Source organism: Sinomonas terrae (genome assembly GCF_022539255.1).
In the GTDB taxonomy this organism is placed as follows: domain Bacteria; phylum Actinomycetota; class Actinomycetes; order Actinomycetales; family Micrococcaceae; genus Sinomonas; species Sinomonas terrae.
The window spans coordinates 1-26,573 of record NZ_JAKZBV010000003.1; the positions used below are offsets into that span (position 1 = coordinate 1).

28 protein-coding genes are annotated in these 26,573 nt (G+C 69.0%); 12 read left to right on the forward strand and 16 right to left on the reverse strand.

The window, feature by feature from the left end:
• Positions 1 to 130: 130 nt before the first annotated feature.
• From L0M17_RS21785 to L0M17_RS21835, 11 genes are all read right to left on the reverse strand, one after another.
• Positions 131 to 1,183: an alpha-ketoacid dehydrogenase subunit beta gene (locus L0M17_RS21785; RefSeq protein WP_241056735.1), complete on the reverse strand. Its 1,053-nt coding sequence runs from the start codon at positions 1,181 to 1,183 to the stop codon at positions 131 to 133.
• A complete protein-coding gene (locus tag L0M17_RS21790) occupies positions 1,180 to 2,166 on the reverse strand; it encodes a thiamine pyrophosphate-dependent dehydrogenase E1 component subunit alpha (RefSeq protein ID WP_241056736.1) in 987 nt (328 codons plus the stop codon). The genes L0M17_RS21785 and L0M17_RS21790 overlap by 4 nt, the downstream gene beginning before the upstream one ends.
• Positions 2,167 to 2,262: 96 nt before the next feature.
• Positions 2,263 to 3,102 (reverse strand): HAD-IIA family hydrolase, encoded by an 840-nt coding sequence (locus tag L0M17_RS21795; RefSeq protein ID WP_241056737.1) that lies wholly within the window; start codon positions 3,100 to 3,102, stop codon positions 2,263 to 2,265.
• Complete coding sequence (locus L0M17_RS21800; protein ID WP_241056798.1) at positions 3,099 to 4,607, reverse strand: xylulokinase; 1,509 nt, start codon at positions 4,605 to 4,607, stop codon at positions 3,099 to 3,101. The genes L0M17_RS21795 and L0M17_RS21800 overlap by 4 nt, the downstream gene beginning before the upstream one ends.
• 5 nt (positions 4,608 to 4,612) lie before the next feature.
• Positions 4,613 to 6,094, reverse strand: coding sequence for an iron-containing alcohol dehydrogenase (locus tag L0M17_RS21805; protein ID WP_241056738.1), 1,482 nt, complete (start codon positions 6,092 to 6,094; stop codon positions 4,613 to 4,615).
• A 38-nt stretch (positions 6,095 to 6,132) separates the two neighbouring features.
• Positions 6,133 to 7,197: an ABC transporter permease gene (locus L0M17_RS21810; RefSeq protein ID WP_241056739.1), complete on the reverse strand. Its 1,065-nt coding sequence runs from the start codon at positions 7,195 to 7,197 to the stop codon at positions 6,133 to 6,135.
• Positions 7,198 to 7,208: 11 nt separating this feature from the next.
• Complete coding sequence (locus tag L0M17_RS21815; RefSeq protein ID WP_241056740.1) at positions 7,209 to 8,777, reverse strand: sugar ABC transporter ATP-binding protein; 1,569 nt, start codon at positions 8,775 to 8,777, stop codon at positions 7,209 to 7,211.
• Positions 8,778 to 8,829: 52 nt separating this feature from the next.
• Entirely contained in the window at positions 8,830 to 9,825 is a 996-nt protein-coding gene (locus L0M17_RS21820; RefSeq protein WP_241056741.1) for a substrate-binding domain-containing protein, read from the reverse strand.
• Between the two features lie 874 nt (positions 9,826 to 10,699).
• On the reverse strand, positions 10,700 to 11,278 hold the full coding sequence (locus tag L0M17_RS21825) for a hypothetical protein (RefSeq protein WP_241056743.1): 579 nt from the start codon (positions 11,276 to 11,278) through the stop codon (positions 10,700 to 10,702).
• 601 nt (positions 11,279 to 11,879) lie between these two features.
• On the reverse strand, positions 11,880 to 12,224 hold the full coding sequence (locus L0M17_RS21830) for a type II toxin-antitoxin system PemK/MazF family toxin (protein ID WP_241056744.1): 345 nt from the start codon (positions 12,222 to 12,224) through the stop codon (positions 11,880 to 11,882).
• On the reverse strand, positions 12,217 to 12,453 hold the full coding sequence (locus tag L0M17_RS21835; RefSeq protein WP_241056745.1) for a hypothetical protein: 237 nt from the start codon (positions 12,451 to 12,453) through the stop codon (positions 12,217 to 12,219). The genes L0M17_RS21830 and L0M17_RS21835 overlap by 8 nt, the downstream gene beginning before the upstream one ends.
• Before the next feature lie 274 nt (positions 12,454 to 12,727).
• Here L0M17_RS21835 and L0M17_RS21840 point away from each other — a divergent pair, with 274 nt between their 5' ends.
• From L0M17_RS21840 to L0M17_RS21890, 11 genes are all read left to right on the forward strand, one after another.
• Positions 12,728 to 12,946 carry a hypothetical protein gene (locus tag L0M17_RS21840; protein WP_241056746.1) on the forward strand — a complete coding sequence of 73 codons (219 nt, stop codon included), beginning with the start codon at positions 12,728 to 12,730 and terminating at the stop codon, positions 12,944 to 12,946.
• Between the two features lie 143 nt (positions 12,947 to 13,089).
• Positions 13,090 to 14,955 carry a hypothetical protein gene (locus tag L0M17_RS21845; RefSeq protein ID WP_241056747.1) on the forward strand — a complete coding sequence of 622 codons (1,866 nt, stop codon included), beginning with the start codon at positions 13,090 to 13,092 and terminating at the stop codon, positions 14,953 to 14,955.
• A gap of 291 nt (positions 14,956 to 15,246) precedes the next feature.
• Positions 15,247 to 16,032, forward strand: coding sequence for a ParA family protein (locus L0M17_RS21850; protein ID WP_241056748.1), 786 nt, complete (start codon positions 15,247 to 15,249; stop codon positions 16,030 to 16,032).
• A 200-nt stretch (positions 16,033 to 16,232) separates the two neighbouring features.
• On the forward strand, positions 16,233 to 16,379 hold the full coding sequence (locus tag L0M17_RS21855) for a hypothetical protein (RefSeq protein WP_241056749.1): 147 nt from the start codon (positions 16,233 to 16,235) through the stop codon (positions 16,377 to 16,379).
• Between the two features lie 195 nt (positions 16,380 to 16,574).
• Positions 16,575 to 16,937, forward strand: coding sequence for a hypothetical protein (locus L0M17_RS21860; RefSeq protein ID WP_241056750.1), 363 nt, complete (start codon positions 16,575 to 16,577; stop codon positions 16,935 to 16,937).
• A 463-nt stretch (positions 16,938 to 17,400) separates the two neighbouring features.
• Positions 17,401 to 17,871 (forward strand): hypothetical protein, encoded by a 471-nt coding sequence (locus L0M17_RS21865; RefSeq protein WP_241056751.1) that lies wholly within the window; start codon positions 17,401 to 17,403, stop codon positions 17,869 to 17,871.
• A 183-nt stretch (positions 17,872 to 18,054) separates the two neighbouring features.
• Positions 18,055 to 19,152 (forward strand): fatty acid desaturase family protein, encoded by a 1,098-nt coding sequence (locus L0M17_RS21870; protein ID WP_241056753.1) that lies wholly within the window; start codon positions 18,055 to 18,057, stop codon positions 19,150 to 19,152.
• A gap of 169 nt (positions 19,153 to 19,321) precedes the next feature.
• Positions 19,322 to 19,531: a cold-shock protein gene (locus L0M17_RS21875; RefSeq protein WP_241056755.1), complete on the forward strand. Its 210-nt coding sequence runs from the start codon at positions 19,322 to 19,324 to the stop codon at positions 19,529 to 19,531.
• Positions 19,532 to 19,629: 98 nt separating this feature from the next.
• Complete coding sequence (locus tag L0M17_RS21880; RefSeq protein WP_241056756.1) at positions 19,630 to 19,926, forward strand: hypothetical protein; 297 nt, start codon at positions 19,630 to 19,632, stop codon at positions 19,924 to 19,926.
• A 79-nt stretch (positions 19,927 to 20,005) separates the two neighbouring features.
• Positions 20,006 to 20,482: a hypothetical protein gene (locus L0M17_RS21885; RefSeq protein WP_241056757.1), complete on the forward strand. Its 477-nt coding sequence runs from the start codon at positions 20,006 to 20,008 to the stop codon at positions 20,480 to 20,482.
• Positions 20,475 to 20,711, forward strand: coding sequence for a hypothetical protein (locus tag L0M17_RS21890; protein ID WP_241056758.1), 237 nt, complete (start codon positions 20,475 to 20,477; stop codon positions 20,709 to 20,711). Before L0M17_RS21885 ends, L0M17_RS21890 begins: the two co-directional genes overlap by 8 nt.
• A gap of 277 nt (positions 20,712 to 20,988) precedes the next feature.
• On the opposite strand, the gene L0M17_RS21895 is transcribed toward L0M17_RS21890, so the two are convergent.
• Entirely contained in the window at positions 20,989 to 21,201 is a 213-nt protein-coding gene (locus L0M17_RS21895) for a hypothetical protein (protein WP_241056759.1), read from the reverse strand.
• 730 nt (positions 21,202 to 21,931) lie between these two features.
• Between L0M17_RS21895 and L0M17_RS21900 the strand changes: the two genes are divergently transcribed.
• Positions 21,932 to 22,588: a TetR/AcrR family transcriptional regulator gene (locus L0M17_RS21900; protein WP_241056760.1), complete on the forward strand. Its 657-nt coding sequence runs from the start codon at positions 21,932 to 21,934 to the stop codon at positions 22,586 to 22,588.
• Positions 22,589 to 22,818: 230 nt separating this feature from the next.
• On the opposite strand, the gene L0M17_RS22835 is transcribed toward L0M17_RS21900, so the two are convergent.
• From L0M17_RS22835 to L0M17_RS21920, 4 genes are all read right to left on the reverse strand, one after another.
• Positions 22,819 to 23,742 (reverse strand): zeta toxin family protein, encoded by a 924-nt coding sequence (locus L0M17_RS22835; RefSeq protein ID WP_241056761.1) that lies wholly within the window; start codon positions 23,740 to 23,742, stop codon positions 22,819 to 22,821.
• A gap of 1 nt (position 23,743) precedes the next feature.
• The gene (locus L0M17_RS21910) at positions 23,744 to 24,178 is read right to left on the reverse strand and encodes a hypothetical protein (RefSeq protein ID WP_241056762.1); all 435 of its coding nucleotides are present in this window, start codon (positions 24,176 to 24,178) and stop codon (positions 23,744 to 23,746) included.
• A gap of 183 nt (positions 24,179 to 24,361) precedes the next feature.
• The gene (locus L0M17_RS21915) at positions 24,362 to 24,943 is read right to left on the reverse strand and encodes a recombinase family protein (RefSeq protein WP_241056763.1); all 582 of its coding nucleotides are present in this window, start codon (positions 24,941 to 24,943) and stop codon (positions 24,362 to 24,364) included.
• A gap of 442 nt (positions 24,944 to 25,385) precedes the next feature.
• Positions 25,386 to 26,441 (reverse strand): hypothetical protein, encoded by a 1,056-nt coding sequence (locus L0M17_RS21920; protein WP_241056765.1) that lies wholly within the window; start codon positions 26,439 to 26,441, stop codon positions 25,386 to 25,388.
• Positions 26,442 to 26,573: the final 132 nt, after the last annotated feature.

Here is a 26,573-nt window from a genome sequence, read left to right on the forward strand (position 1 = left end):
ACCGGGTCCCCGACGTTCTTCAGCCAGGTCGCGACGGTTCCCTCGCTCATCCCCATCCCCCACTGGGGCAGCAGGACTTCTACTCGTGGCATTTTCTTCTCCTTCGGAACAGTGGTTTTTGGTTGACAGCTCAGAGGTGCGGGGCCGGGGAGGCGAGGCGGGCTGCCTCGGACGTGCTCCCGGCCCTCGTGCCGGTGACCCGCCGGATCGCCTCGGCGATGCTGTCCCGGTTCGGGTAGAGCTGCTTCTCCAGGGCAGGGCTGAAAGGGATCTGCGTGTCGGGGGTGGCCACGCGCACGATCGGGGCACGCAGGGACTCGAAGGCCTCCTCGGCGACGATCGCGGAGATCTCCGCGGCCGCGGAGCAGGTGCGGTGGGCGGGGTCGGCGACGACGAGGCGCCCCGTGCGCTGGACCGAGCGGATGACCGCCTCGGCATCGAAGGGGACCAGGGTGCGCGGGTCGATGACCTCGACCGAGAGGCCCTCCCCTGCCAGCGACTCCGCGGCGGCCAGGGCCTCGGGCACGGCGCTGGAGATCGCCACGACGGTGACGTCGTCGCCTTCCCGGGCGGTGCGTGCCTGGCCGAAGGGGATCCGGTACTCCTCCTCGGGGACCTCTCCCTTGGTGCCCCAGAGCATGCAGGCCTCGAAGGTCAGGACCGGGTCGTCGGAGTCGACCGCGGTGCGCAGCAGGCCCTTGGCGTCGTAGGGGTTGGAGGGGACCACGATCTTCAGCCCGGGGACGTTCATGAACATCGGGTAGGGGCGGTCGGAGTGGTGGGCGCCGGTGTTGAGCCCGTAGAACATCGCAGAGCGGAACACGACAGGCATGGAGGCCTGGCCGCCGAACATGTAGCGGTTCTTGGCGACCTGGTTCACGAACTGGTCCATCGCCATGTACAGGAAGCTCGAGTACGAGAGGTCCACGATCGGGCGCAGCCCCGTCATCGCGGCCCCGGCGGCGGCCCCGACGATCACCTCCTCGGAGATGGGCGTGTTGCGGATGCGGTTGGCCCCGAAGAGCTCGAGGAAGTCGCCCTTGTCCTTGCGGGACTTGCCCGCGCCCGTGGTGCCGTAGACGTTCGCTTCGACGTCCTCGCCGATGATCACCACGCGCGGGTCGGCCTCCATGGCCTCGCGCTGGGCGGCGCCGATGGCCCCGAGATAGCTCATGAGGGTCATGACAGGACTCCGATCGGTTCGGTGTAGAGGTCTTTGAAGGCGACGCTGGGGTCGGGGTAGGGGCTCCTGTCGGTGAACTCGACCGCCTCGTCGACCTCGCGCAGGACCGCCGCCTCGAGCTCGTCGAGCTGCTCGGCGGTCGCGGTGCCGTCCGCGATCAGCCGTTGTCGGAACAGGACGATCGGGTCCCGCTCCAGCCACGCCGCCTTCTCGTCCTTGTCCCGGTAGTCGGTCCCGAGCCGAAGGCCCTCCGAGTGCTCGTTGAAGCGGTACGTGATGACCTCCACCAGGGTGGGGCCCTCGCCGCGGCGGGCGCGGTCCACGGCGGCGGCGGCCGCCTCGTAGACGGCCAGGACGTCCTGCCCGTCCTCCACGCGCACGCCCGGGATGCCGAACCCGGCGGCCCGCTCGGCGATCACGCCCGAGGTGACCGTGTGGGCAGGGGTGGAGAGGGCGTACTGGTTGTTCTCGCAGAGGAACACGACCGGGAGGTCCCACACGCCGGCGAGGTTCATCGCCTCGTAGAGGCACCCCTGGTTGGCGGCCCCGTCGCCGAAGAAGGCCAGCGAGACGCGCCCGTTGCCCAGGACCTTGCTGGAGAGGCCCGCACCGGTGGCGATCGGGATCGAGGAGCCGACGATGCCCGACTCCCCCAGGCTCCCGACGGCGAAGTCGGCCAGGTGCAGGGAACCCCCCTTGCCGCCGCAGACGCCGGTCGCCTTGCCCACGAGCTCTGCCATGAGCGGCCCGAGCGGGGAGCCCTTGCCGATCGGGTGCCCGTGGCTGCGGTGGTTCCCGCTCATGTAGTCGCCGTCCCCCAGGGCCATGCAGGCCCCGACGACCTGGGCCTCCTGGCCGATGCTAGTGTGCACCGTGCCGGGGATGTGGCCCCGCTTGACCATGAGCGAGGCCCGCTCGTCGAAACGCCGGATCCGCAGCATCCGCCGCTGCATCTCCAGCAGCGTCTCCGCTGAAAGGTCCATCAGGCTTTCCCTTCGGGTAAATATTCGGATGACGAATTGAAATTTATTCTACGGGTGCATCAAGGGTCCTGCAAGGCATTCACCGCTTCGCTCCCGCTAGTCCTCGAGGGGCTGCAGCAGGGCGTCGATCCTGGGGAGGATGAAGGTCGGTCTCCGCTCGGGCGGCAGCTGGGCTGCCATTTCCTCGGTGCTCTCCCCGGTCAGGACGAGGGCCGAGTCGATGCCCGCGTCGGCTGCCATGGCGATGTCGGTGTGCAGCCGGTCCCCTACCATGAGGCATTCCGCGCCGGGCAGTCCCAGGACGTCCAGGGCCGTCCGCAGCATGAGGGGGGCGGGTTTGCCCACGTTCGCCTCGCATCTGACGCCTGTGCTGGCCTCGATCGCTGCTATGACTGCTGCCGCGTCGGGTTCCCCGCGGCCCTCCGGCATGGGGCAGTAGGCGTCGGGATTCGTCGCCACCAGCCTCGCCCGCCGGTACTGCCAGAGCGCGTCGAAGGCGATCTGCAGCTTGCGGTAGTCGAAGCTGCGGTCGTAGCTGGCGATCACGATGTCGGTCTCGCGGGGGTCCTCGGTGGTGCGGATGCCGGCGGCCCGGATCGCCCTGATGAGCGGCTCTTCGCCGATGACGAAGACAGTTGCCCCTGGGGCCTCTGCGAGCAGCCAGGCGACCATCGTCACCACCGGGTTCACGATGCGGTCCAAGGGCGTGGGCAGGCCGAGCCGGGTGAGCTTGTCTGCGTACATCTGCGGGTCCCGTGTGGGGTTGTTCGACAGGAACAGGGTTTCCCGGCCCGACCGGCGCAGTCCCGTGACGAGTTCATGGGCTCCGGGGAGGAGGCTGTCCCCGAGGTAGATCGTGCCGTCGAGGTCGAAGAGGTATCCGGCGTAGGACCGCAGCGGCGCGGGGGCGAGCCGGCCCGGGGCTGTGCTGGTCATCGTGTGGCCTCTGCCAGTCGGGCGAACAGCTCGCGGTTGGCGCTGTAGATGTCGCGGTAGACGGCATAGAGCTTCTCGTACGCTGCCGCCGGCTCCGGCTGGGGATCGTAGGACCTGCCCGTCCCGCTCATCGCCTCCACAGCAGATTCAATGGACTCGTGGACTCCGACGGCGGCGGCGGCGAGCATGCCCGCGCCGAGGCAGGTGCTCTCCGGTTCGCGCACGACCGAGACGGTGCGCTGCATGACGTCGGCGAGGATCTGGCACCAGAGGGGGCTGCGGGATCCCCCGCCGAGTGCGATGATCTCGGTCAGGGGCTGGGCCTGGGCCTCCTCGGCCCCCGTGGTCAGCAGGCGCTGCTCGAAGGCCAGGCCTTCCAGGAGGGCCCGGTAGACGTGGGCCTTTTGGTGGATCCCGGTGAGGCCGAGGAGGACCCCGCGGGCGTTGTGGTCCCAGTAGGGGGTCAGGGCCCCGGTCCAGTAGGGCAGCGACAGCAGGCCCTCGGCGCCCGGGGGCAGCTGGGCGGCTGCCGTTTCCAGCACCTGCTCAGGGGTCAGGCCGAGCCCGAGCAGGCGGGCGTCGATCCCGGCGAAGTTCTCCACGAACCAGTTCAGGTTCACGGTGCCGCCGCCGATGAAGGTCTCGAGGGTGTAGCGTCCTGGCACGGCCGCGGACAGAGTGCGGTATTCGCGGGCATAGGAGTAGCGGTCGGTGTAGGTGCCGGAGACGATCCCGCTGCCCAGATTCAGGTAGGCGCGTCCCCCGATGGTCCCGCCGGTGCCGAGCTGCGCGCACTGGCCGTCTCCCGCGCCGGCCACGACAGCCACTCCCGAGGAGAGTCCGAGGCGTGCTGCGACGTCGTCGCCGAGGTACCCGAGGATGCTTCCGGGGGGACGCAGCTGGCTGAGGTTGCCGCGTTCGATTCCAGCGGCCTTCAGCAGGGATTCGTCGTAGTCGAAGGTGGACATGTCCACCAGGCCCAGGGGATCAGCTGAAGCCCACGAGGTGAGCCACTGCCCGGTGAGGCGGTGGACGAGGAATCCGTGCACGTCGACCACGCGGCCGATCCGGGCCAGTGTCTCGGGCTCGTGCTTGGCGAGCCAGAGCAGCTTGTACCAGGCGGGAGTGGGGTTGGGGGGCTTGCCTGTGATGTGGTGCACCTCTTCGGTGCCGTATCTGGCGACCTCGTCGGTTGCCCGGGTGTCCATCCAGAGCATGGCCGGCCGGAGGGGAACGCCTCCCTCGTCGACGCAGACGAAGCTCTCGCGCTGATGGGTGATGCACAGGGCTCCGATCCGGGAGGCGTCGATGGTCTGTACGGCGCGGCGGATGGCTTCGGCGGTCGCGGTCCACCAGTCTTCGGCGTTCTGCTCGCCCCACCCCGGGCGGGGCTGGCTGAGGTCGAAGGCCCGGCGCACCTGGGAGAGCACCTCGCCTTCCGCATTCCAGACCACGGCCTTGGCGGCGGTGGTGGAGCAGTCGATCCCGATCACGTGGTCGCGCATCAGGCTCACCCCTGGCCTTCGGCCGCGGCGACGGCCTGGTGGGCCCGCTCGAGGACCTCGCCCACGTCGCCGGGTTCCCACCAGCCCAGGAGGGCCAGCAGGTCGACGACCGTGAAGCGGTTCCGCATCAGCGCGCAGTTCGCCACGGCCCACTGCTGGAGCTCGGGGTCGACGTGCTGGCCGAGGTCAGAGAGCCGGGCCGGGGCCCCGGCCCGGCTCAGGGCGGATGCGATTTCCCCGGGGGGACGCACCAGGCTCCGGAGCTCGTCCTGGTGCTCTGCCCAGTTCCCCACGAGGTCCCGCACTCGGTGGAATTCCCAGGCGACGGCTTCGAGCTTGGCCGAGTAGTCGCTCCAGCATTCCTCAGCCACCTTCAGAGAGGAGTCGACCCGCTCGAAGGCCGCGAGGACCTTCCTGCGGCCCCTTTCCGGGTCGAGAGCCGTCTCGATCGGAGCGATCTGGGGGGCCTGCCGGTCTGCGAGCCTGTCGAAAAGCATGTCCCAGGCGCTGGCTGCGATCACCGCCCCTGCCCCGACCTGGGCCCCGTGCAGGCCGATGGGTCTGCCGTGGCCGGAGTGGTACTGGTCGAGCATGTGGCTGATGAGATGTTCGACCCCGGACAGCACGGCGCTCGTGCCTGCCACCCCGGTGACGATCCCGCGGAGGGCCAGAGCCCTGGTCAGCGCTGCCACAGCGTCGGGTCGGCCTTCCCTGAGCCCGTCGCTGCAGCTTTCGAGGTCGGGGACGACCGAGGCGAGGAGGCGGACGGCGCTGGGGTTGTAGGAGCGGTCTGCGCCCACCATGGACGCGAGCCTCCAGTCGGCCGGGGCGGTGAACATGGAGGTCATCTCCCCGAACCCGGCCCGGTTCATCTTCTCGGGCGCTTCGGAGATGACGTCGGTGTCGGCCACGACCGCCTCCGGCCAGCGCGAGGGGACGGTCCGCTTCACACCGTCCCGGAGGACGACGGAGACGTCGTCGGTGTAGCCGTCCACGGATGCCGCGGTCTGCACGGTGACCAGGACGGGCCCGGCTCCGCGGGCGGAGGCGCGCTGGACGGCGACCTTGGCGATGTCGCTGATGGTCCCGCCGCCGACGGCGACCACGGCTGCCTTGCCGACGACCGCGGCGGAGGCTTCGTCGAGGATGTGGTCGACCACGTGGAGCTCCGAGTGCCCATCGTCCAGCACAGTCCGGGTGACAGGGAAACGCCGCCCCAGCTGCTCCTCCATCAGGTCCTTGACGTCCTCTCCGCGCCGGCTGATCCGGACCGGGTCGACCAGCAGCGCCACTGCGGCGGTCTCCTCTTCCCCGGCTCCGCTGGGCTGCCTTCCCCCGAGGAGCTCGGCGACTGTCTCTGCGACGACCGAGAGGGCCTCGGAGCCGAGGATCAGCCGCTGGATGCCGCAGGCAGCAAGGCTGCGCTCGGGGTCCGCTTCCAGCAGCAGGGGCTCGATCGGTTCGACGGCATAGGTCTTCGCGGGCATTGGGGTCCTCTCGGAATCGGCGGTCAAAGGGCCTTGGGTCAGGCGCCTTGGCGGGAGCGGCTGGCCCGGTCGGTCAGGACTGCGACGATGATCGCGATGCCGATGACGACCGGCTGGAGGTTCGGGGAGACGTTCAGCAGGTCCATTCCGTTGTTGAGCACTCCGATGATCAGGAGGCCGATGAAGGTGTTGAGCATGCCCCCGGAGCCGCCGGAGAGGCTCGCGCCGCCGATGACGACGACCGCGATCACGTTCAGGAGGTCCGCGGTTCCTGCCGTGGGCTGTGCCGAGTCGAGGCGGGAGCCGACGATCATGCCCGCTACTGCGGCCAGGAGGCCGGCGATGACGTAGACGCCGATCTTGATCCGGGTGACGTTCAGGCCCGAGAGCCGTGCTACCTCGGCGTTGCCGCCGATCGCGTACAGGGCCCGGCCAGTGGGCCGGAAGCGGAGCCAGAACGCAGCGACGAGGAAGATGGCGACCATGATCACTGCCTCGAGGGGGATCCCGAGGACGCGGGCGCTCGTGATGGCGAGGAACCAGTCGGGGAAGTCGTTGATCGGGTTGCCGTTGGTGATGTAGAGGGCCAGCCCTGCGGCTGCGGACATCGTGGCGAGCGTGGCCACGAAGGGCTGGATGCGCCCGTAGGTTGAGAGGATCCCGTTGGCCAGGCCGACGCCTGCCCCCACGGCGAGGCCGGCCAGGATGCAGAGCCAGAACGGCAGGCCGACCATGTGGTAGAGCCAGGCGTTGACCATGAGCGAGACGGCCAGGTTCGACCCGACGGAGAGGTCGATCCCGCCGATGAGGATGACCAGGGCGGCGCCGACCGCCATAATCCCGAGGTCTGCGTTCTGGGTGACGATGTTCATGACGTTGTGCCAGGTGAGGAAGTACGGGGAGAGGATCGACAGGGCGATCACCACGACGATCAGGCCCAGGAGGGGGCCGGGGAGGGCGCGCAGCCCCCTGGCCAGGGCGCTTCGGGCACTCGTCGCCGGCCTGGGCTCGGCGGCCCCCTGCGTCGTCGGCTCTGCTTCCGCCTGCTCTGTCCTGAGGGTCGACGGTGTCCCGGCAGCGGCGTGGCGGGTGGTGGTTCGCATGACTGCTCTTTCTATTGCTGGGCGGTAGGGGCGGGCGATGCCGGAGACGGATCCGGTGCGACGGGGGAAAACGGCTCCCCCCCCGCCGAGTGGACGGCCAATTCCATGACGCGCTGGGGTTTTGCCTCGTCCCGGTTCAGGATTCCGCGCTGGCGGCCTTGGGACATGACCAGGACGCGGTGCGAGAGTCCCAGGACCTCGTCGAGTTCGGAGGAGACGACGATGACCGCGATCCCGGAGGCAGCCAGCTTCCGGATGATCTCGTAGATGGCCATCTTCGCGCCCACGTCGACCCCGCGGGTCGGCTCGTCGACGATGAGGACCTTGGGGTCCTTGACCAGCCATTTGCCGATGAGGACCTTCTGCTGGTTCCCACCCGACATCGACTTGACGGGAAGTGCCATGTTGCCGCGTACGTCGAGGCGCTGGCGTTGGGTGGCTGCGACCTTCCGGATGAGCCTCTTGGTCACCAGGCCGCCTCCTCCGGCGATCTCGCGTTCCCAGGGCAGGGTCAGGTTCTCCTCCGCCGTGCGGTCGAGGTTCAGCCCCTGGCCCTTGCGGTCCTCGGGGACCATCACGATGCCCGCCCTGATCGCAGACCTCGGGCTGCTGCACGGGAGGGCCTTTCCTTCGAGGAGGACCTCCCCGGCGTCCAGCCGGTCCACCCCTGCGATGGCCCGGACCACCTCGGTCCGTCCGGCCCCGACGAGCCCTGCGATGCCGAGGACCTCGCCTGCGGAGACTTCGAAGCTGATGTCCTTGAAGGCCCCGCGCCGGCCGAGTCCCCGCACTTCAAGCACGGTCCTGTCCTGGCTTGGCGCGGGGGGGACATGCTCGTAGGTGAACTCGCGGCCGACCATCGCGTTGATGATGGCTTCCCTGGGGACGTCCCCAGTCGGCCAGGAGGCGACTCTGGCCCCATCCCGGAGGCAGACGATCTCGTCCGCGACCTCGCGCACCTCGTCGAGGCGGTGGGAGATGTAGACCACTCCAGCCCCGCTGGCCCGCAGTGCCCGGATCCGCTCCAGCACATGCTCGGTCTCGGACTCGCCCAGAGAGGCGGAGGGCTCGTCGAAGACGACGTACCGGGGCCGACGGCTGAGGGCCTTGGCGATCTCGATCTCCTGCTGGGTGGCCATCGACAGCCCGCGGACAGGGCGCCGCACGTCCAGTCCGACCCCCAGCGAGTCCAGGATGGCCTTGGCTTCGCTGCGGGTCCGCTCCCAGTCCACCCGGCCGCCGCTCTTCGGGAGGCGGCCCAGGAAGATGTTCTCGGCGACCGAGAGATCCTGGATGAGGCGTGTCTCCTGGTGGATCAGCGAGACCCCCTGACGCAGCGCTTCGGCCGGGCTCGACGGGGAGAACTCCTCCCCGTCCAGCAGCATGCTCCCACCGTCGGGCTTCACCACACCCGTGATGATCGAGCTGAGTGTTGACTTCCCGGCCCCGTTCTCCCCCACCAGGCCCACGACATTCCCCGGGAGGACACTGAAGTCGACCGACTTCAGGACAGTCACCCCGCTGTAGGCCTTGACAAGGCCCGAGCACCTCAGGCCGGAGTTCCCTGCTTCATTGCTCACGATTCCTCCCACGATGGCCGTTCAAGGTCCTATGGCGTGCCCGGCGGTAGGATCACTTCATCGACTGAGCGTTGGGCCCGTAGAACGGGTCGTCCTTGTACTGGGCGACGTTGTCCTTGTTGACCAGGACGGTGTCCTGGTACTGCACGGCGGGGATGCTGCTGCCCTTGCCGTTCATGAGGGCGATGGCATTGTCCACCGCCATCTGGCCCATCTTGTAGGGCTGCTGCGCCTCGGTCCCCTGAGTCAGCCCTTGGGCAATCGCATCGAACATGCTCGGGAAGCCGTCGATGCCGACCGAGAAGATGCTCTTGCCGGCGGCCTTCGCAGCCTTGGCCGCCCCGAGCCCCATCGCGTCGCTCTCCCCGAACACCGCCTTGATCTCCGGATGGGCGGTCAGGATGTTCTGGGTCGCGCTGAAAGCCTGCGTCTCGTCCCAGTTCGCCGTCGCCTCCGCGACGACCTTGATCCCCGGATTCTCCTTCAGGGCCTTCTGGCACCCCTGCGTCCGCTGGATCTCGGCCGTCGAGCCCAGGACACCATGGAGGATCGCGATGTCGCCCTGGTCTCCGATCTGCTTGAACATCCACGTGCACAGGTTGTATGCCGCCTTGACACTGTCCGTGGCGATATAGGTGGCGAGCTTGCCCTGTCCCGGGTCGGGCCGCTCGTCCACTGCGACCACAGGAACGTTCGCGTTGTTCGCGGCCCGCACGCCGGCTGCCGCCGAGGTGGAATCCTGGGGCGTGAAGATCAGAGCGCCGACCTGCTTGGTCAACAGGTCGTTCACCTGCTTCACCTGCGCCGTCGAGTCGTTGTTCGCCGAGGTGACGTCGACGTCGTAGCCCTGCTTCTTCGCCTCGTCCTTGATCCCATCGACCTCCGCCACATAGAAGAGAGACTTCTGGTCGGCGACCGACACCCCAATCACCTTCTTGCCCCCGCTGGAGGAGCCTCCGCTGTCCTGCCCACAGGCAGCAAGCGAGAGCACCGCCAACCCGGCCGCAAATGCGGCGCACCCGAGTCGGACAGGCATTCGTGAAGTCATCTGCGTCTCCTTTGTCCTGATGACTTTGCCGCCTTTTGCGGCATCTTTATGCAAGCTGCTAATTCCTATGCGTCGATATTGCGACGCAGCTCACATCCTTGTCAATAGCTCACGGGCCTCCCCGACCCCACGCTGTGGCAGCGCTGACCAGGGTGAAGGTAGTTCACCCCCGACGTCCAGGCCGGCCTGCTCGACAACCCGCGGCTGAGGCCATGCACGCCCAGTTTCACCGCCTGCTCACCGCCCTCGAACACAAGCTCCCGCTCAGCGTCGGGCACCTCAAGACGGCGCGCGAGCAAATCCTCGCCTTCGACGTCCGTTCCGAGCGGGGCTACCGCCAAGGAACGCGAACGCGCGAGCTTCGGGAGGGCGAGGTCTCCGGCGATCCTGCCCCCCGTCGAACCACGCCGGCCTGTCCGCCCTGCTCTCCGGTCGGAGTGCGGCGGAGCAGTCTGCGTCCTGGTCCTGCGGTTGCTTCGCGTCCGTCTGCTCGGGTACTCCAAGACCAGCGAGCGAGGGCCCTTCTCCAGCCTGGCCCCGGGCGGCCCGTGCGCTTGCCACAGGGGCGTCCGCTCCGGTGCAGTCATGATGCGGCTATGGCCGGGGCGGACGTTCCCGAAATTGGGGCCGACAGCTGGGTAGGTACAACGGGCCCAATAAAGCGCAGAGCGGTTGTGAGGGCACCCTCGACGATGCACGCTCATCGGCCGGCCTGGCGGTTGATCAGTCAGGTTCAGCCTTGCCTCTGCCGGTATCGCTCCGGCGGCGAAGGAAGCCACCTGAGTCGACTTTTCGCCGTGGTGCTGGCTGAGAGGACGAAGCCCCGAGACGGCACAAGCGAGCCCAGACCGCTTCGCGATGCGCTCTGCGGCGGCTATGCCCGCTCGGGCAGCCCCTTCTGCCACGGGTGGTCCTGGGGGAGCCCGACGCGTGGGTCGAGGGCGAGCTCGCGGAAGCGTTCGGGCAGCAGGAAGGGCGCCTGTTCGGTGGGTGCGCCGAGGAGGTCCCACCGGTCCTCGTAGCGCTCGAAGACGTCGGCCGAGACGCGGGTCTGGGCGACGCTGGTGCTCCGCCTCCCGGGGGGTGCTCCCGGGTCGATGAGCCAGTCCCGGCGGTGGATCCAGGCTACGGCGGCGACGTGGTCGCGGGGCACGATGAACGTACGGGGTGCTAAGACCGGGTTGTCCCGGAGGGCGACCAGGGCGAACCACTCATGGCGTGACAGCGCTGCCTGCTGCGCCTTGGAGCCCAGGAGCCAATTGGGCCGCTCGCCAGGGCCGGCGGTCTTGACCTGGACTTCTATGGTCCGGCGGGCCTCGCCTTCGGTCCGGACGGCGAGGATGTCGGCGCGCTCGAGCCCGTCGCGGATCAGCGCCGCGGCCCACCCGTAGCGGGAGAGCACGGCGCACACCCAGTGCTCCCCGGCGCTCCCGGTCATCTTGTTCTCAGCCATGCGTTTCTCCTACGCCAACCCGCTGCCCATGCGCAAGCGGCTGCCTGTGCTTGGAAGGCCGGGGTAGTCCGGGGGCCGCTCCTGCTGCCGCCCGGCAGGGACTGGAATGGAGCCGCCGGGGCGGCCTGTCGTTGGCCGCGGTGGTCCTCGGCCGAGAAGCGGGGCGTCGGCAGGCCTGCGGCGCCGGCCCGGCCGTTCCCCGCCGCGCGGCCCGTGCTGTAGCCCCGGGGCGCTCTCGTGGACGAGAGGGAACAATGACCGAGCGCATCCAGGATCCGCGACAGAGCAGCCGGCTCACGAGCGCCGCCGGACGGTCGAGCTGATCCGCCCGAGCTACGGTGGCGATGAGCGGCTTCACCGGCGCGAGCTACCCAAAGGTGGGTGCCGCAGGCCCCCGGGGCCCGGAGGGAGCGGGCCGCCGGGGCAGGGGAGCCGTTCAAGGTGGGCGTGCTCATCGGTGCCTCCAGCGCCCCGGAGCTCGACCGGGCGCAGGCCCGGACCAAGGGGATCGAGCTGCGCCTGCCCTACCAGTCCGACTCAGTGCTGCTCCTCGTCGACATTGCCTCCCTCTCGGATGTCGAAGCTCCCGGAGCGACGATCTTCAGCGCAGGCCGAGGAAGTCACGGAGCCAGAGGTCGATGGACTTCATGGTGTTCAGGTCCACGTTCCCTGCGGTTCCCGTGATTCGTTGGCGGTCGATGGTCCTTGGCTGCTCTGTCATTGCATAGCTTTCTTGGTCGAGACTCAGGTCCGGACCCTGGAGGCGGACGTGGTGAGGCAGTCCACGGTCACGGGTGGTCACGGGAAGGACGACCACCACGTTCGGGATGATCGAGTTGAATTCGTCCGTGGAGATGACCAGAGCCGGCCGATGGCCGGCCTGTTCACTGCCCTTCGTGGGATTGAAGTTGACCCAGACCACCTGGCTCCGTTCCAGATCAGGCATCGGCCAGGCCGTCGCCGGAGGTCTCGTCCCAGACCTGTGTCTCCTGCGCGTACGTGTCGTCCCCCGGAAGACGCCCGTATGCCTCGCGGATCGCCTCGAAGCGCCGTGAGCGCTCATAGCCGTCCAAGAGCTCTGCCAACAGTGCGGCGGCAGAGAGACCCCGCTCTCCGGCATCGTGATTGATTCGGTCTCGCAGCTCGTGCGGAACCTTGATCGTCGTAGCAGCCACAGGACGAGCCTAGCATCAAGGATACCGAAGTAACCATATACGAGTATACAAGTAGGTATACGGTGAAAGAGCCGATCCTCCTTGAGATCCTGCCAAGGGTCAGGGCCAGCGGGCTAGAGCTGTTGCTGCCCTTCGCTTGGTCATTGCTAGTTGGCCGGCCCGGTGACAGAGGCACGCTCTAGTAGACGCCCCGGTTCTAGCGGCGACGTTTTACGACACGCCGACTGCCGGCGGTTCCGGTACCGCCGGCAGGGCTTAAGCAAGGATGGCTGGTATGAGCGAGTCGTACGCAACCCCGAAACTCGACGGCAACCGCGTCGCGTTGCGCGGCCGGGTGCTACCCGACCAACACAAGCGCGCGACCACGGAGGCAACACGCGCGGGCCTCTCTCTGAGCGAGTACCTCGGCGCGCTCATTGACCGCGCCTGCGGTCTACCCAACAAACTCGACAACGACAACGATGGGGAGGCACTCTTCCCGAAGGCCTCTTAACGACTGAGGGCCCGCCTCTCGGCGGGCCCTCGTAAAAGTCTCCCATCACCGCTTTGCTTGCCGGCCGACCGGTGATGGATCCGAAACCCTCCCTTGCGGGTGGGTCCCTTTCGCATACCTCCTGGGAAGGAGTCTGCCCTCTTATGGTAGCCGAAGCTGCCGATCTGACAATCGCATTGGCCGGCGCCCCGGGCGTGTCCTTGGCTGCTCCGGCGGTGAGGTCTGCCCCTATTGAGAAGCACCGGCAGGCGTGGTCTCTGGCTCCGCTGATCGCTGGCCAGCCCTTCTACCGTTCTGGGCGCTGGGTGCGTGGGAAGTTCGGGTACCCCGGTGCTCCACGCGAGATCACCGGTTCGCTGCCGAAGGCTCCGGCGGCGGTGCTGGTGCACGGGGCGGACGGGTCGGTGGCGACGCTGTGCCTGGACTTGGACACCTCGAGCGCAGCCCAGCAGGTCGTGGACGGGGACGCCGGGCGGCTGGGGGCGCTGCTGGCGTCGTGCGGGCTGCGCTGGGTGGAGGACGTCTCCCCCAGTGGGGGCCGGCACCTGTACGTGCCTCTGGCGGAGCGGATGGGCGGTGCTGAGGCCCGGGAGCTGGTGGAGGCGCTGGCCCGGCTGGCACCGAGCCTGGACGCGAGCCCGCACCGCAACCCCTCCACTGGGTGCATCCGCGTCCCGGGCTCGGTCCACAAGCGCGGAGGCCACCAGGAGCTGGTGACTCCGCTGTCGGCCGCGTACGGGGTGCTGCGTCACCGCAACGCCCCCGACGCGATCGGGCGGCTGTGCCGGGCACTGGCCCCGGAGCTGCGCCGCAACCGGGACGAGGCGACCCGACGTGCCCGGGGCGAGGTCTCCCGCCCCCAGCCTCAGGCCCACGGCGCACTCCCTGCCGCAATGGCGCACCCAAGTGGCGGGTGGCAATCCCCGCTGCGGGCAATCGCCGAAACAGGCCTGTACGACCCGGCACGCTACCGGTCGGCCTCGGAGGCCCGGATGGCGGTCCTGAACCACCTCGCCGCGTGCGGGTGGACCCTTCCCCAGGTCCGCGGCGAGCTCACGGGCCAGTTCCCGGGCCTTGCGGCCCTGTACCAGTCGAGGTCCCAGCTCGAGCGGCTCCTGGAGCGCGAATGGGCCAAGGCGATCGAATTCACCGCCAACGACGCCGGGACGAGGAGTGCCCGCAAAAGCGACACAAGCCCCACTGAACCCACCGGGGGGGCAAAAGCCTCGGTGGCCTCGATCCACCAGCTGGTCAACGATCTGGAGAACGTCCTCTACGCGGTGCTCGATGCAAGGTTCCACTCCCTGGGCAGGGAGGGCATCGGGCTGAGGTTCCTCCTGCGCGGAGTGTTGGCGTACATGCGGACGATGGAGACCAATGTCCTGGACGTCGGCTGCCGCACCTTCGCCCTGGCCTTGGGTCAGCACCACGGCACGGTGGCGAGGCTCCTGCGCCGGCTCTCCGAGCTCTCCGACGGCATGGTCACCAAGATCGCCGACGCCCGCCACCGCAACGCCGACGTCTATCTGGTCGAACTCCCGGAGCAGCACAGCCAGACTGCCCGGGACCTGACCTGGCGCCAGGGCAAGATCCACGCCATCAGACCCGTCTTCCGTGCCCTCGGGCCCGCCGCAGCCCTGGCCTACGAGGCCATCGAACGCTCCCGGGTCTCCCCCACCACCGCCGAGGTCGCTCGCGACGCCCGCATCGGGCGCACCACCGCCGAGATCGCCCTGGCCGAGATGGCCGGCTACCAGATGATCCACCGCGACCAGGACGGCCGCTGGCACCTCACAGCCACCACCAGCCTGGCCCAGCTCGCCCACCGACTCGGCGCCGACGCCGACGTCGCCGCCCAGCTCACCCTCCACCGCCTTCAACGTGCGGCCTGGCACGCCTGGCTCGACCGCCACAACCCCGCCCAGGAGATCGCCGAAGCCGACCTCTACGACCCTGAGGCCGAACAGCACTGGATACCCCCAGACGATTCCCCTCGATTCCCCTACTAAGAGCCGGCCTGGGCTTAGCCTGCAGGGTGCGGTGACCAGTGCCAGCAGGCCTCCGCGTGTGGGCGTCGTCGGGTCTCTTGTAGAGCGGATAAAAACGGGGGCAGCGCGGGTGCCATGCGGCAATAAGGCAAGCTTGCAATATTGCAAGCAAGAAATCATGCATCCAATATTGCTGTATTGCTTTGCAAATCGTCTTTTGGTAGGGTTCAAGGAAGGCAAGCAATATGTCTTGCAAGACGCATTGCTTGCATGCAATATTGCAAGCAAGCTTTTTCTCGGAAGGGGGAGCAGGTGGCGCACGTAATCGCTGTAGGGAACCGTAAAGGCGGCGTCGGCAAGACGAGTTATGTCCTCAACCTGGCACACGCGTTGCAGCTGGTCGGCTGCCGGGTGCTGGTCGGCGATCTGGATCCGCAGAGGAACCTCACTGATGTACTGGTCGGGAGCGATAAGGAGTTCGACCTGACGCTCTTCGACGCTATCTACAACGAACAGGCCGGGACGCTTGCACAGGTTGTCTCGACCACCGACTTCCACGGGATCGACCTGCTGCCCGGAGATGAGCAGCTCGCCCGTATCGAGGCAGAGAACCTGATGGCCCCCGAGCAGCGGCTGCGGAACGCAGCAGACGGAGCAGGCCTCGCCGAAGAGTACGACGTGATTCTCCTTGACATGCCGCCCGCCCTTGGCCGGTTGACTCTCAACGGCCTCATCTACGCCAATGAGACCCGCGTCGTTGCTGATGCGGAGGCCTTCAGCGTGAAGGGTGTCGTGAAGTACTTGGAGCTTGTCGACCGGGTGCGGGGGAGCAGTATGTACAACCGCGCCCTTGGGGACCCGAAGATCGTCATCAACCGCTACGCCTCGACCGCCGAGCACAGCTACCAGCGCGAAGCCCTGATCAACGCCTACGGAGACGCTGTGATCGAACCAGCGATCCCACGGACGACAGCGATCGCCGACGGACAGTCGGCGCGAGTGCCCTTGAGCCGGATCTCCTCACGCGGGGCCGTCAAAGCCGGTGAAGCCTATTCAAACCATGCTGCCTCAATCAAGAAGGAGCTGAACCACCGATGAGCGTTAAGCGGGAATCGCAGATTCCCAGCCTCGCAAGAGCGCCCAGGACCGATGTCGTGGGTGCCGTCGCTGCCGGCGCTGAACAGAATGTGTCCGCACCTGCTCAAGAGCCGGCTAGCTCGGCCAACCAGACGGTCCCCCAGGAAGCACCGGCTGCCCCTGCCCCCTCGTCGGCGGCCACACGGCGAAAGAAGCGTGCCGTGACCTTCACGAACAGGCTCGACCCAGAGCTGCTGGATTGGATGGCGGGGTACAAGGACGAAGCCGACACCACGATCGCAGCCATCCTCGACGAGGCGTTGCGGGACTACATCGAGAAGACCACCGGCACCCGCCCTCAGCCATAGATGCTTGCAATATTGCAAGCACCCTCTAAAAAGAGGCGCGGAGGAGCGAGGTGCGGGACCTCTTGGGCGACGCGAGCGGGCCTGCTTACCCTGGCAGGCCCCATTGGATGCGGGATTCGCAGTGCCCGATTCCATCGAACCTGTATACCAACTTCGGCTCCGATTTGGCCCGCTTCGATGATTCAGGAGGACAGGATGAGCGAAGAAATCCCCGGCGTCGTCCGCGAGGCCGATGCGGTCTACGAATCCGTCCGTGCAATCTGCCACGACAGGCGAACTCATCCCGCCCCCACGGTCTACCGGGTGCTGGGGAACCTCAAGGGAGCCAGCGGCCCGATGCTCGCTCAGGCGCTGAACCAGCTCGCCGACGGTTTGGAGCGGTCCCTGGCCGAGCTCGATGTCTACGAGGACGACGGCCGGGATCCGGCCGAGTCCGTTGCTGCGGCCGCAGGACATATGCGCCTGGCTGCTCACTTGGCCGCCGAGCTGGGCGAGCACCTGGCCGAGGCGCAGAACGCCCTCGCCGGACAGGGCTATCGCGAGCCCAGGGAGGACTGAAGCGAGGATGGCCATGTCCGATCTCTGAATCCTCCGGCGGCGCATCCATTAACTAAAGGATCGTTTGTGAGAGACCCGGGTTCGTCTTTGCGCACCTGCGGATTCTTCCCGTTGGTTTGTAACGCGTCCCGCGTACTCACCCTTGCCTTGGTTTTCCCCTGTTTCTGATCAGTCTTCCGTGGGTTGGGAGATCCCAGAGTGCCAGCACGTGGTCGCCTGGTGGGATGTGCCGGTGGCGACGGGATGCGACGGGACGGGCGTCCAAACGCGTGGGGTGGGGGGGCGGGCGCTCGGGGGCGGAGGGCTCCACTGCTGGAGGTTGGACCGGGGGCGGGATCGGAGGACCGCCGGCGCCTTCCCTCCGATGGGTGGAGGCAGAAGGCGCGGCGCTGCCGCGTACACCAGCCTACATCGTTTCCGCTTGGCGGAATCTTGGCGGAGACGGGCGGGTAGTGTGGAAGATGTGGACTACAGCGGTTCGCCCCGGGCGCCCGGGGGCGGGGGGCGGGCGTTTCCGATCCACGCGCTGAGCGCGGCCCTGGGCGAGGACGTGCTGGACCATCCCGAGGAACACGGGTTCGGGGAGTGCGACGCCGAGACGATGGAGCAGCTGCGGCGCGTGCGCGGCGCCCCCGGGGCCAAGGTCCGGATCTACCGGGCGCTGCCCCCCAGGGTGGGGCAGATCAACCGCGGGGACTGGGTGACGCTCTCGAAGGACTACGCCGGCCAGTACGCGATGCGCGATGACGTCGCGGCCAACGACTGGCCGATCGTGCAGGCCGAGGTGCCCGCCTGCACCGTCTTCAGTGACGGGAGGGACCTGGACGGGTACGGCTACGATGGCCCGTCCCTGGCCGGCCTCCGGGACCAGGGTGGTGCCGGAGGCGGGGCGGCCGCGGGGGCAGGGACGCCCTGGGAGGAGGACCAGGAGTAGCCGGCACTCCCGGGGCCCGGGCTGGGTGGGACGCCTGCCAGCACCTGTCCCTCGCGTTGGGATCGGCCTTCAGCGCGGGGGCGTAGACTTGGTGCAAGCGATCGGCGACCTGCCCCTGGCTTCCATGCGAAACGCGCCTTCCGGGTGCGCGCAGCCGATCGAACGGTCTACCCCATCACCGCAGTGTCCAGCACCCCCATCCATCCTGGGCCCGAACAAGCGGCCCACGAGGCCCCGGCGTCCTTCCCGCCCCTGACCCGCGCCTACCTCCAGGTCTCGCAGGCGGTGCGCGAGCGGGGCCTGCTGCAGCGGGCCCCGCTGTTCTACGCGCTCCTGGGCGCTGCCCTTGCAGCCGCCCTGGCGGCCCTCCTGGCCGGTTCGGTCCTGCTGGGTGCGAGCTGGTTCCAGCTCCTGATCGCCGCAGGGCTGGGGATCGTGTTCACCCAGGTCGCCTTCCTGGCCCATGAGGCCGCGCACCGGCAGGTGCTGGGGACGGGGCCGGCCAACGACCAGCTCGCCCGCGCCCTCGCGGCCGTGGTCGGGATCAGCTATTCGTGGTGGGACTCCAAGCACGCCCGCCACCACGCCAACCCCAACCGGGTCGGGCGCGATCCGGACATCGAGGTGGACACAATCTCCTTCCTCGTAGAGGACGCGGCGAAGGCCAGGGGCCTGCGCGGGGTGATCACGCGCCGTCAGGGATGGCTGTTCTTCCCGCTGCTGGCCTTGGAGGGGGCGAACCTGCACTTCCTGAGCTTGCGCCACCTGCTCTCCCGCACACAGGTGAAGGGCCGGTGGACCGAGCTGGCCCTCCTTGCCCTGCGCTCGTCCCTGGTGCTGGTGCCGCTGTTCTGGCTGCTGCCGCCTGGGATGGCGTCCGCGTTCCTAGGGGTGCAGCTGGCGGTGTTCGGCCTCTACATGGGCGCCACGTTCGCGCCGAACCACAAGGGCATGCCCGTGATCGCCCGGGAGGCGAGGCTGGACTTCTTCTCCAAGCAGGTGCGCACCTCGCGCAACGTCACCGGAGGCTGGTGGGCGACCTGGCTCATGGGCGGGCTGAACTACCAGGTCGAGCACCATCTCTTCCCCAGCATGCCCCGGCCGCACCTGGCCCGGGCCCGGGTGATCGTCCGCGAGCACTGCCGCGCCCTTGGCGTCCCGTACACCGAGACCACCCTCTGGCGCTCCTACAGGATCGTGATCGCCTACCTGAACAGGGTCGGGCTCGCGGCCCGGGACCCGTTCGAATGCCCCATCACCGCCGCCTACCGGCGCACCTAGCCTCTCCCCGGCCCCCGAAGGCGCCGCCACCGTCGCACCGCGCGGCGGACGGGCGCCCTTCCCGCGGCGGGGCTCCGCGCCCCGCACCCCCAGAGCTCCATGGCCGAACCGGCAATGGACGAACCGGCCCGCTCCGGCGGCCCCGGCAGCACGACAGGAAGGAACACCCATGGCCACCACCGGCACCGTCAAATGGTTCAACTCCGAGAAGGGCTTCGGCTTCATCACCCCCGACGACGGGACAGAGGACCTCTTCGCCCACTACACCGCCATCGCCGGCACCGGCTACCGCGGCCTCGAAGAGGGCCAGAAGGTCCAGTTCGAGTCCCAGCGCGGCCCCAAGGGCCCCCAGGCGGCGGAGATCAGGGTGCTGCCCTGAGCCGAGGGCGGGCGGCCCAGGAGCCCGCGGACGGCCCCCACCCCTTCCAGGTCCCCGATGACGGGAAGCCGCGCCGGATGGAGGAGGGCGAGCGGCGGATGTACCGACGCATGATCCAGGACGCCGGGTCCGGGCCTCCTGCCGCGTCGCCGCTGCGCCTTGCCGTCCTGCGCCTGGGAGGGGCAGAGGACGGCTGGTGGGAAGCAGTCATCTGCCGCCCCGACGACGTCGAGGCCCTCCTTGGCGGAGAGCTCGCCGACGGGACCCACCTGACCTTCGACGAGCCCGGGCAGCTCATCGCCTGGCTCGCCGAGATCGGCGCCTCCCCGACCCGGCCGGTCCCGCTCAGCGGGCAGGCCCTGGCCGAGTTCGCCTGCAGCATCGAGCTCGCCTGAGAACCCCGCCGCACGGGCGGCTGCGCCCCAGCAGCCGATCCCCCGATCCCGCACCCTCCAGCAGCCAGGAGCCCAGGCCATGAACAGCAACTACGTCCGCGGTGCCTCCGTCACCGCCTCGGCGTCCCAGGACGAGATCCGGAGCATGCTCGCCGGCTCAGGCGCCACCGGTGTCCGGTGCACCTGGGAGGACGGCAGGGCCGCGATCGCCTTCAGTTCCGGCGCCTGCCGGTTCCGGATCGCCCTGGCCCTGCCCCGCGGGGCAGGGGACCCGCTGCAGCCGCCCAGCAGCATCGGCCACGGCGCCAAGTCCGCCCAGGAGGGCGCCCGCCAGCGCTGGCGGGCGCTCTCACAGCTGATCCGGGCGAAACTCGACGCGGTGGCCGCGGGCATCGTCACCTTCGACCAGGAGTTCCAGGGGTACGCGCTCGCCTCCCAGGGGGACGCGCCCTCCCGGGGCGCAGCAGGCGGGCACGGCCAGGACGGCCCCGAGACCGCCATGAGCTCGCCCACGGCCCTGCCCGGCACCGGCCACAGGGGGGCCGGCGATGAATGAGCTCGAAGCTTCGCTGATCATCAGGGCCGGGGCCGAACTGCTCGAGACCGCATCCGGGGACCCGCGGTCGGAGGAAGGCTACACCGCCGTGAAGGCGAACCTCTCCGCAGCGCTGGAGGACATCGCGAACGCGCTGGGGAACTTCGAGGCCGCATCACCCCAGCCCAGCCGCTCGACCGGGTGGGCGCAGGACCTGCGCCGGGTAGCGGACGACCTCGCCGGGCACTAGGCGACACCGCCGCCCCGGCTCGCCATCGTCCCGCCACGGGCGACGGGAAGCCTCCGGCAACCAGGGCAAGACTGCCCCCACCCTGCACGGCCCCTCTGCCCTCGGCGCCCGAGCACCGCGGGTCCTGGGCCGAGCCCGGTCGGACCGGTCCGGAATCGAGTGGGAGGGGCCTCCATCGGAAGGCGATCCTGCGCGTCGGCGCGGGATTCCCCGGCACGGGGAGAGGGCATCGGGCCGCCGGGGCCTCCTCGGCAGGGGCCCTGCCCTGGGATGGGCGCTATCGGCGCCGGTGCGAGCGCCACACGGCACGTGCCTGGGCGATCAAGGACTCCGGAACCGGCCTCGGGCTCACGGCCACTGCCTCCAGGGCCGCCGTCACGTCCGCCCACCACGCCCAATCGCGCACGGTCCCCTGCTCGTCCAGAGCCCGACGGAGGTCGGCCTCGAACTCGCTCCGGGACACCGTCGGGTTCGGGTCGAAGACGAACATGGGCGGGCCTCCAAGCCTGATACCGGCAAGCGTACGCCGACGAGGACCACAGCGGTCACCCGAGAGGCGATCCGGGCCGGCCCAGTCCAGCGCCGAGGCCGGGGGGAGGATTTGCCGGACCGAGGAGGGGCCCCGCAGGCTCACGTGCAGCAGAGCAGGCGCGGCAGGGAATCCGCCCCGATCGGCACTGACTCTGACCGACGTCTCCTGAGATCACCCGAGGCGCTGCCCGGGGCCGATGCGGCCCTCGCCTTCCTCGGAGATCCAACGAGCCGCAACCTTGGGCCACGTCGCCGTCCTCTTCGATGCGCAGGATGAGGTCCACGCCGAAGAGGTGCTCGTGCGGTGCGCAATGCCCGTCGAGACGGGCGGGCTGGAACAGCCGCTCGACCGAGCGCGACGGCCAGAGTACGTCCCCAATCCCGCGGGTCCCTGCTCGAGGGCCGCCCGGCGCCCGTGCAGCTGCCCACGCTCCCTGCTCCGCCCGCCGCCTCCCGTGCCTCGGCCCGGGCCCCGGGGTAGCCCCAAGGCGCAGAGCGCCAATGCCGATCTGCCGCGCATGGCGTGTCAGAGTCTCCCGTTCGGCTTCTTCCCGGCACGCGGATCCGATGCGGCCGGTTTGACCGATGCGACCGGCGGGAAAGACATCCAGAGCGGCTCGGCAGGGTCCGATCCGGCCCGGCGCTCCCGGTGCAGGGCTGTGTGGATCCAAGGGATACGGAGGCGGCGGGTGCAGCCGGTGTTGCAGGCCGCGGCGGACGGTGCCCGGCCGGCCTTGAGCGCCCCGGCGAACTCGGGGCTGCAGGCGAAGCGGGCGAGGCAGCGCGTCCTCGATGCCGCGTACGAGCTGTTCGCCCGGCGCGGGATCAGGCACGTGGGAGTCGATGAGCTGATCGCACGCTCCGGGGTGGCGAAGGCCACCTTCTACAAGCACTTCCGCACCAAGGACGACCTGGTCCTGGCGTACCTGGAGCGCTGGTTCCACGCCCGCACCGCCTCGATCCAGGAGGCGGCCGCCCAGGGCGGGACACCCGACGCTGCCCTGCTGGCGGTCTTCGACGCCTTCGAGAGCTGGTTCCGGGAAGGCGCAGCCGAGACCAGGGCCCTGCTGCAGGTCCTGGTCGAGATGGGCCCGGACCATCCCCTCGGCGCCGCGGCCGCCGAATACATGGACAGGACCCGGGCCCAAGTCGCCGAGATGGCCGGATCCGCAGGGGTGCCCGACCCGGAGGGGTTCGCCTGGAGCGTCCACATCCTGGTCAAGGGAGCCCTCGTGGCCGACCTCGAAGGCGACGAGCACGCCGCCTCGCGGGCCAAGGAGATGGCCACCCTCCTCCTCCACCGCCACCGCCCGCCCCCATACCCCCCACTGGCCCCCCAGCGATGACCGAATGCCCAGCCCGGGCGACGGATCGAGCACGTCTCCATGGAGCCCGGGACGAGGCCAAGCCCCTGGACGCTCTGCCGGGGCGCGGGGTTGGGTGCGCCCCGGGGATGGCTGGGAGCAGGAGCGGCGCAGCGCTGGCGCCTGCCCGGCGGGGAGAGGAGGCTGAGGGAAACGCGCCCAGAGGCCGTGGGCGGGGTTGGTGCCGAGGGGGCACGTGCCCTGTCGAAGCGTCAGTGGCTGTTCTTCGGGGTTCTGAACTGTCGGGCGTCGTCGAGCTGCATCGGCCAGTGGCCTGTGATGATCCCTCGGTGCGAGACGAATTCGTATTCGTCGTCCCTGGACTCGGCGCGGTCGGCGACGATCAGGCGGACCTCTTCGAAGTTGCGGGCGCGCGGGTCGTTGAAGAGCCGGGTGGCGTGGCGGTTGCATACGCTCACCTGGGTGGGGGAGGGGAAGGCAGCCGTGATCGCGTCCCTGGGCGTGAACCTGCCGCCCCTGGGGTCGCCCGTCCCGCTCTGCGCGGCGGTGCGACCGTCCCACCATCGCTGTCCTGCCTGTCGCAGGGCCGTCTCCTGGTCCACCTCGACGTCGAGGATGGTCAGCTTCGCGTAGTCGTTCCAGGCCAGCTCTTCGATGTACTCGCCTCCGAGCCCTTCCCAGGTCAGGGTCCCCTCGATCACGACGTTCTCCCGTTCTTCGAGGGCCCGGTGGAGGACGTTGCGGGCAAGGCGCGCGGACTCGGCGTGCACGAGGGCTGCAAGCTCGTTCAGGAGGAGGGGATGGCCGTCTGCCAGCGTCCGCGAGAGCAGGTCGTCGTAGATGCCGTCGTTCTGTGCCTTCTCGAGAAGGATCAGCTTGAGGATGTCGGCGTCGACCACCCGCCACCCGGGGCCGCCGAAGCCGTGGGATTCCAGGAGGGTGGATTTGCCGGCGCCCGGGGGTCCCGCCGTGACCACGGCCGCCAGGCCCTCGCGTTCGACGTCGGGGTCCAGCTCGAGGTACTGCTCGATGACTGCAGCCTGGAACCGGCGCCGGCCGAAGTCGTCCGCGGCGTAGAGCCTGGAGGTCGCGCGCGGGGAGGCCTTGCCGAGTTCGGCACCTGGCGCCGTGAGGAGGTTCAGCTCGCGTTCGACCGCGTTCCGGGATCCGCCCACCTCAGGCGGCGGTGTCCGGTCGTACCCGCTCGACCAGCCGTCTGTAGTCCTCCTCGCCGAGCAGGCCTCGGAGCATCGCCTCCGTTACCTGTTCCCAGGTGCCGGAGGAGTACTGGCCCAAGGGGTTGGCCGGTTCTGCGTCGACCGAGAAGGTGTACGGCCAGGACAGGAGCTCGCCCATCAACTCGTCGTGGCTGATCCTTCCTGTGACCCAGAGGAGGATGACCTCTCGCGGCGTCCGCTCAAGCATCTTGGGGAAGTCGGAGATCTTGCGCAGGATCCGGTGCACCTCGGGCTGGGAGATGCCGGCGTCCCGGGCGATCGCCGTCTGGGACTCCTTCTGCTTCGAGGCCTCGCTCACCCCTCTGAGGAGGTGGAGGCGGGCCAGCTCGCGCTCGGCGTAGCTCTCCTGCAGGGCGTTGTGCGTCTTCAGCATTGCCGGTTCGTCACCTTCCTCCGAGAGTCCTATACATTTCGTATAGACGACGATAGTCCGCCAGAGCCGAATGCGACAGGGGCGAGGGGGAGCGGCTTGCCGGCACCCTGGGACGGACCCTGGCATCGGCAGGTGCCGATGCCTAGGTGAACGGTGGCGCTCAAGAGCGATCGGTCGGTGCCGCTAACTCAAGAGCGCTCGGGATCGCCTGTAGAACGTCGCTCGGGACATTCCGAGGTCGCGGGCAACCTGGGCTGCGGGCTCGCCGGATTCGACCAGGCGGAGGGCGTTCCTGATTTGGCTGTCGGTGATCCGGCGGGGCCGGCCGCCGAGGTCCTTCCCGGCCTCCCGGCGCTTGCTGATGGAGTCGATGACGCGTTCGCGTTTGATCTCGTGCTCCATCTGGGCCAGGGCGGCCATGATCGTGAACAGCATCGACCCCATGGGGGTTGCGGTGTCGACGTCGCCGCCGCCGAGGTTCAGTACGCGCAGGCCCGCGCCCCGGCCGCGGAGCTCGTCGGCGAAGGCGAGCATGTTCTGGGTGGAGCGCCCGAGCCGGTCCAGAGTGGTGATCACGAGGGTGTCGCCCTCGATCAGCGCCTCGAGCGCCTTGTCGAACTGCGGCCGTGACGCCCGCGCACCCGATACGCCGTGGTCGACGTAGAGGTCGTCGCGGCGGACGCCGGCCGCGAGGAGGTCCGCCTGCTGCCGGTCGGTGGACTGCTGCCGCGTCGAAACGCGCGCGTAGCCGATCAGCTTCACCAAGGACCGCTCCGATGTGTCTCGTAACGAATGATGGACAAGCCGATTTAACCAGAAGGTTTCGAGGCATGGTTACGAGAATCGCCGTCCTCGAATAAACTCCTACGCCTCCGCGGAAAACAAGGGTAGTGCCGCCGCGGCCGTCACCAGCTCGGCGAGACGTCTCGTATCCCTAGCCATCCAAGACGACGCGAAGTCTGGTTATGGGGCACCGAGCGATCGCAGAGGGCCTAAGGGTCCACTGAAGTTCACACGGGCTGCCGTGGATCTCTGGGCCTCGATGGTCCGGAACGTGAGGCTGCCGGGTTCTTGGGCTCCTGGGATGCTGGACCGGCTCCGCTCGACACCCTGGGGTGGAGGCCGCGCGGTGCGGCGGCGGGGACGGTGCAGGCCTCGGACCGGCGTAGCGTCGGTTCGGGGCCTGCGGTCCAGTGCGGGGTTTGGTTCAGGGCATGTAGGTCACGCCGTGGGGGACGACGCTGGTGCCGGAGATCGCCAGCGGGGCGAGGGTTCCGTCGTTCAGGTTCAGGCGGGCGAGGTAGTTCGCCGGGGTGGGGACGGGCGGGGTGTTCGCGTTGCCCGGGGTGACCGCGGTGTACGCGGCGCCTCGGACGAGGGGGCCGTCGACGATGTCCACGGTGTCGGCGTGGGAGTCGGTCACGACCAGCCTGCCGCCCTCGTGGGTGGCGAAGGTGGTGTCGTCGACCGATTGGGCCAGGTTCAGCACCTGCAGCGGCGCGCCGGGGGCCAGGCTGGGGGCGAAGACGGCCTGCTGGTCGCCCTGGGCGTCGAGCATGAAGTCCCCGCCGAAGCGTTGGGCGGCGGCTGGGACGACGGTGTTCGAGTCCGGGTCGGTCAGGGCGAGCTGGGCGGTGCCGGAGTGGCCGGCGTTGGCGACGGCGGCGGTGCTGTCGGTGTTGATCGCGGTGTTCTCGACGTGGGCGACGCCGTTGTCCTTGAGGGTGATGCGGTACAGGGCGGGGCCGCCGGAGGGGTTCGAGGCGCTGGTGTAGATGGCGCCGTGGAAGACGCTGACGGCGTCGGTCCCGCCGCCGTGGGGGAGGGCCTCGTCGTAGGTGTAGTGCTGGATGGCTCCGTCGAGGTTCACGGTGTACAGGCTGCTGTTGCTGTCTTCGTTCACGGTCAGGAGGACACGGCTGTTGGCTGCGTCGGCGCCGAGGCCGTCGATCTTGCCGGTGATGTTCCAGGTCTGCTCGATCTGCCCGCTGGGCTTCATCTCCACCAGGGTGCTCTGCTGCGGGGTCCCGGCGGCGGGGCCGTCGGAGGGCACACCGTTCTGGAAGCCCACGAAGATGTGCGGGCCGATGAACGTCACGTCGTCGGGGGAGGACCAGCCGTGTGCCTTGCCGTCCAGGATCACGCGGGAGTGCAGGGCGGGTCCGGCCGCCTCGGCGGGAGCGGCAGCCGCCAGGGTGCCGATTCCTCCCGCCGCGGCTAGGGCCACGGCGCCGACGACGCTTGCGAGTTGGGTCTTCTTCACCGGGGGATCTCCTTGAAGGGGGCTGCCGCAGCCGTGGCGGGGGCGGACGGGTCCGAACACAGACGGGTGCGAACATATACGCCCCGGGTTGCCGGAAGGTGAACGGCACGACGGCGGCGGACGCGGCCTCCC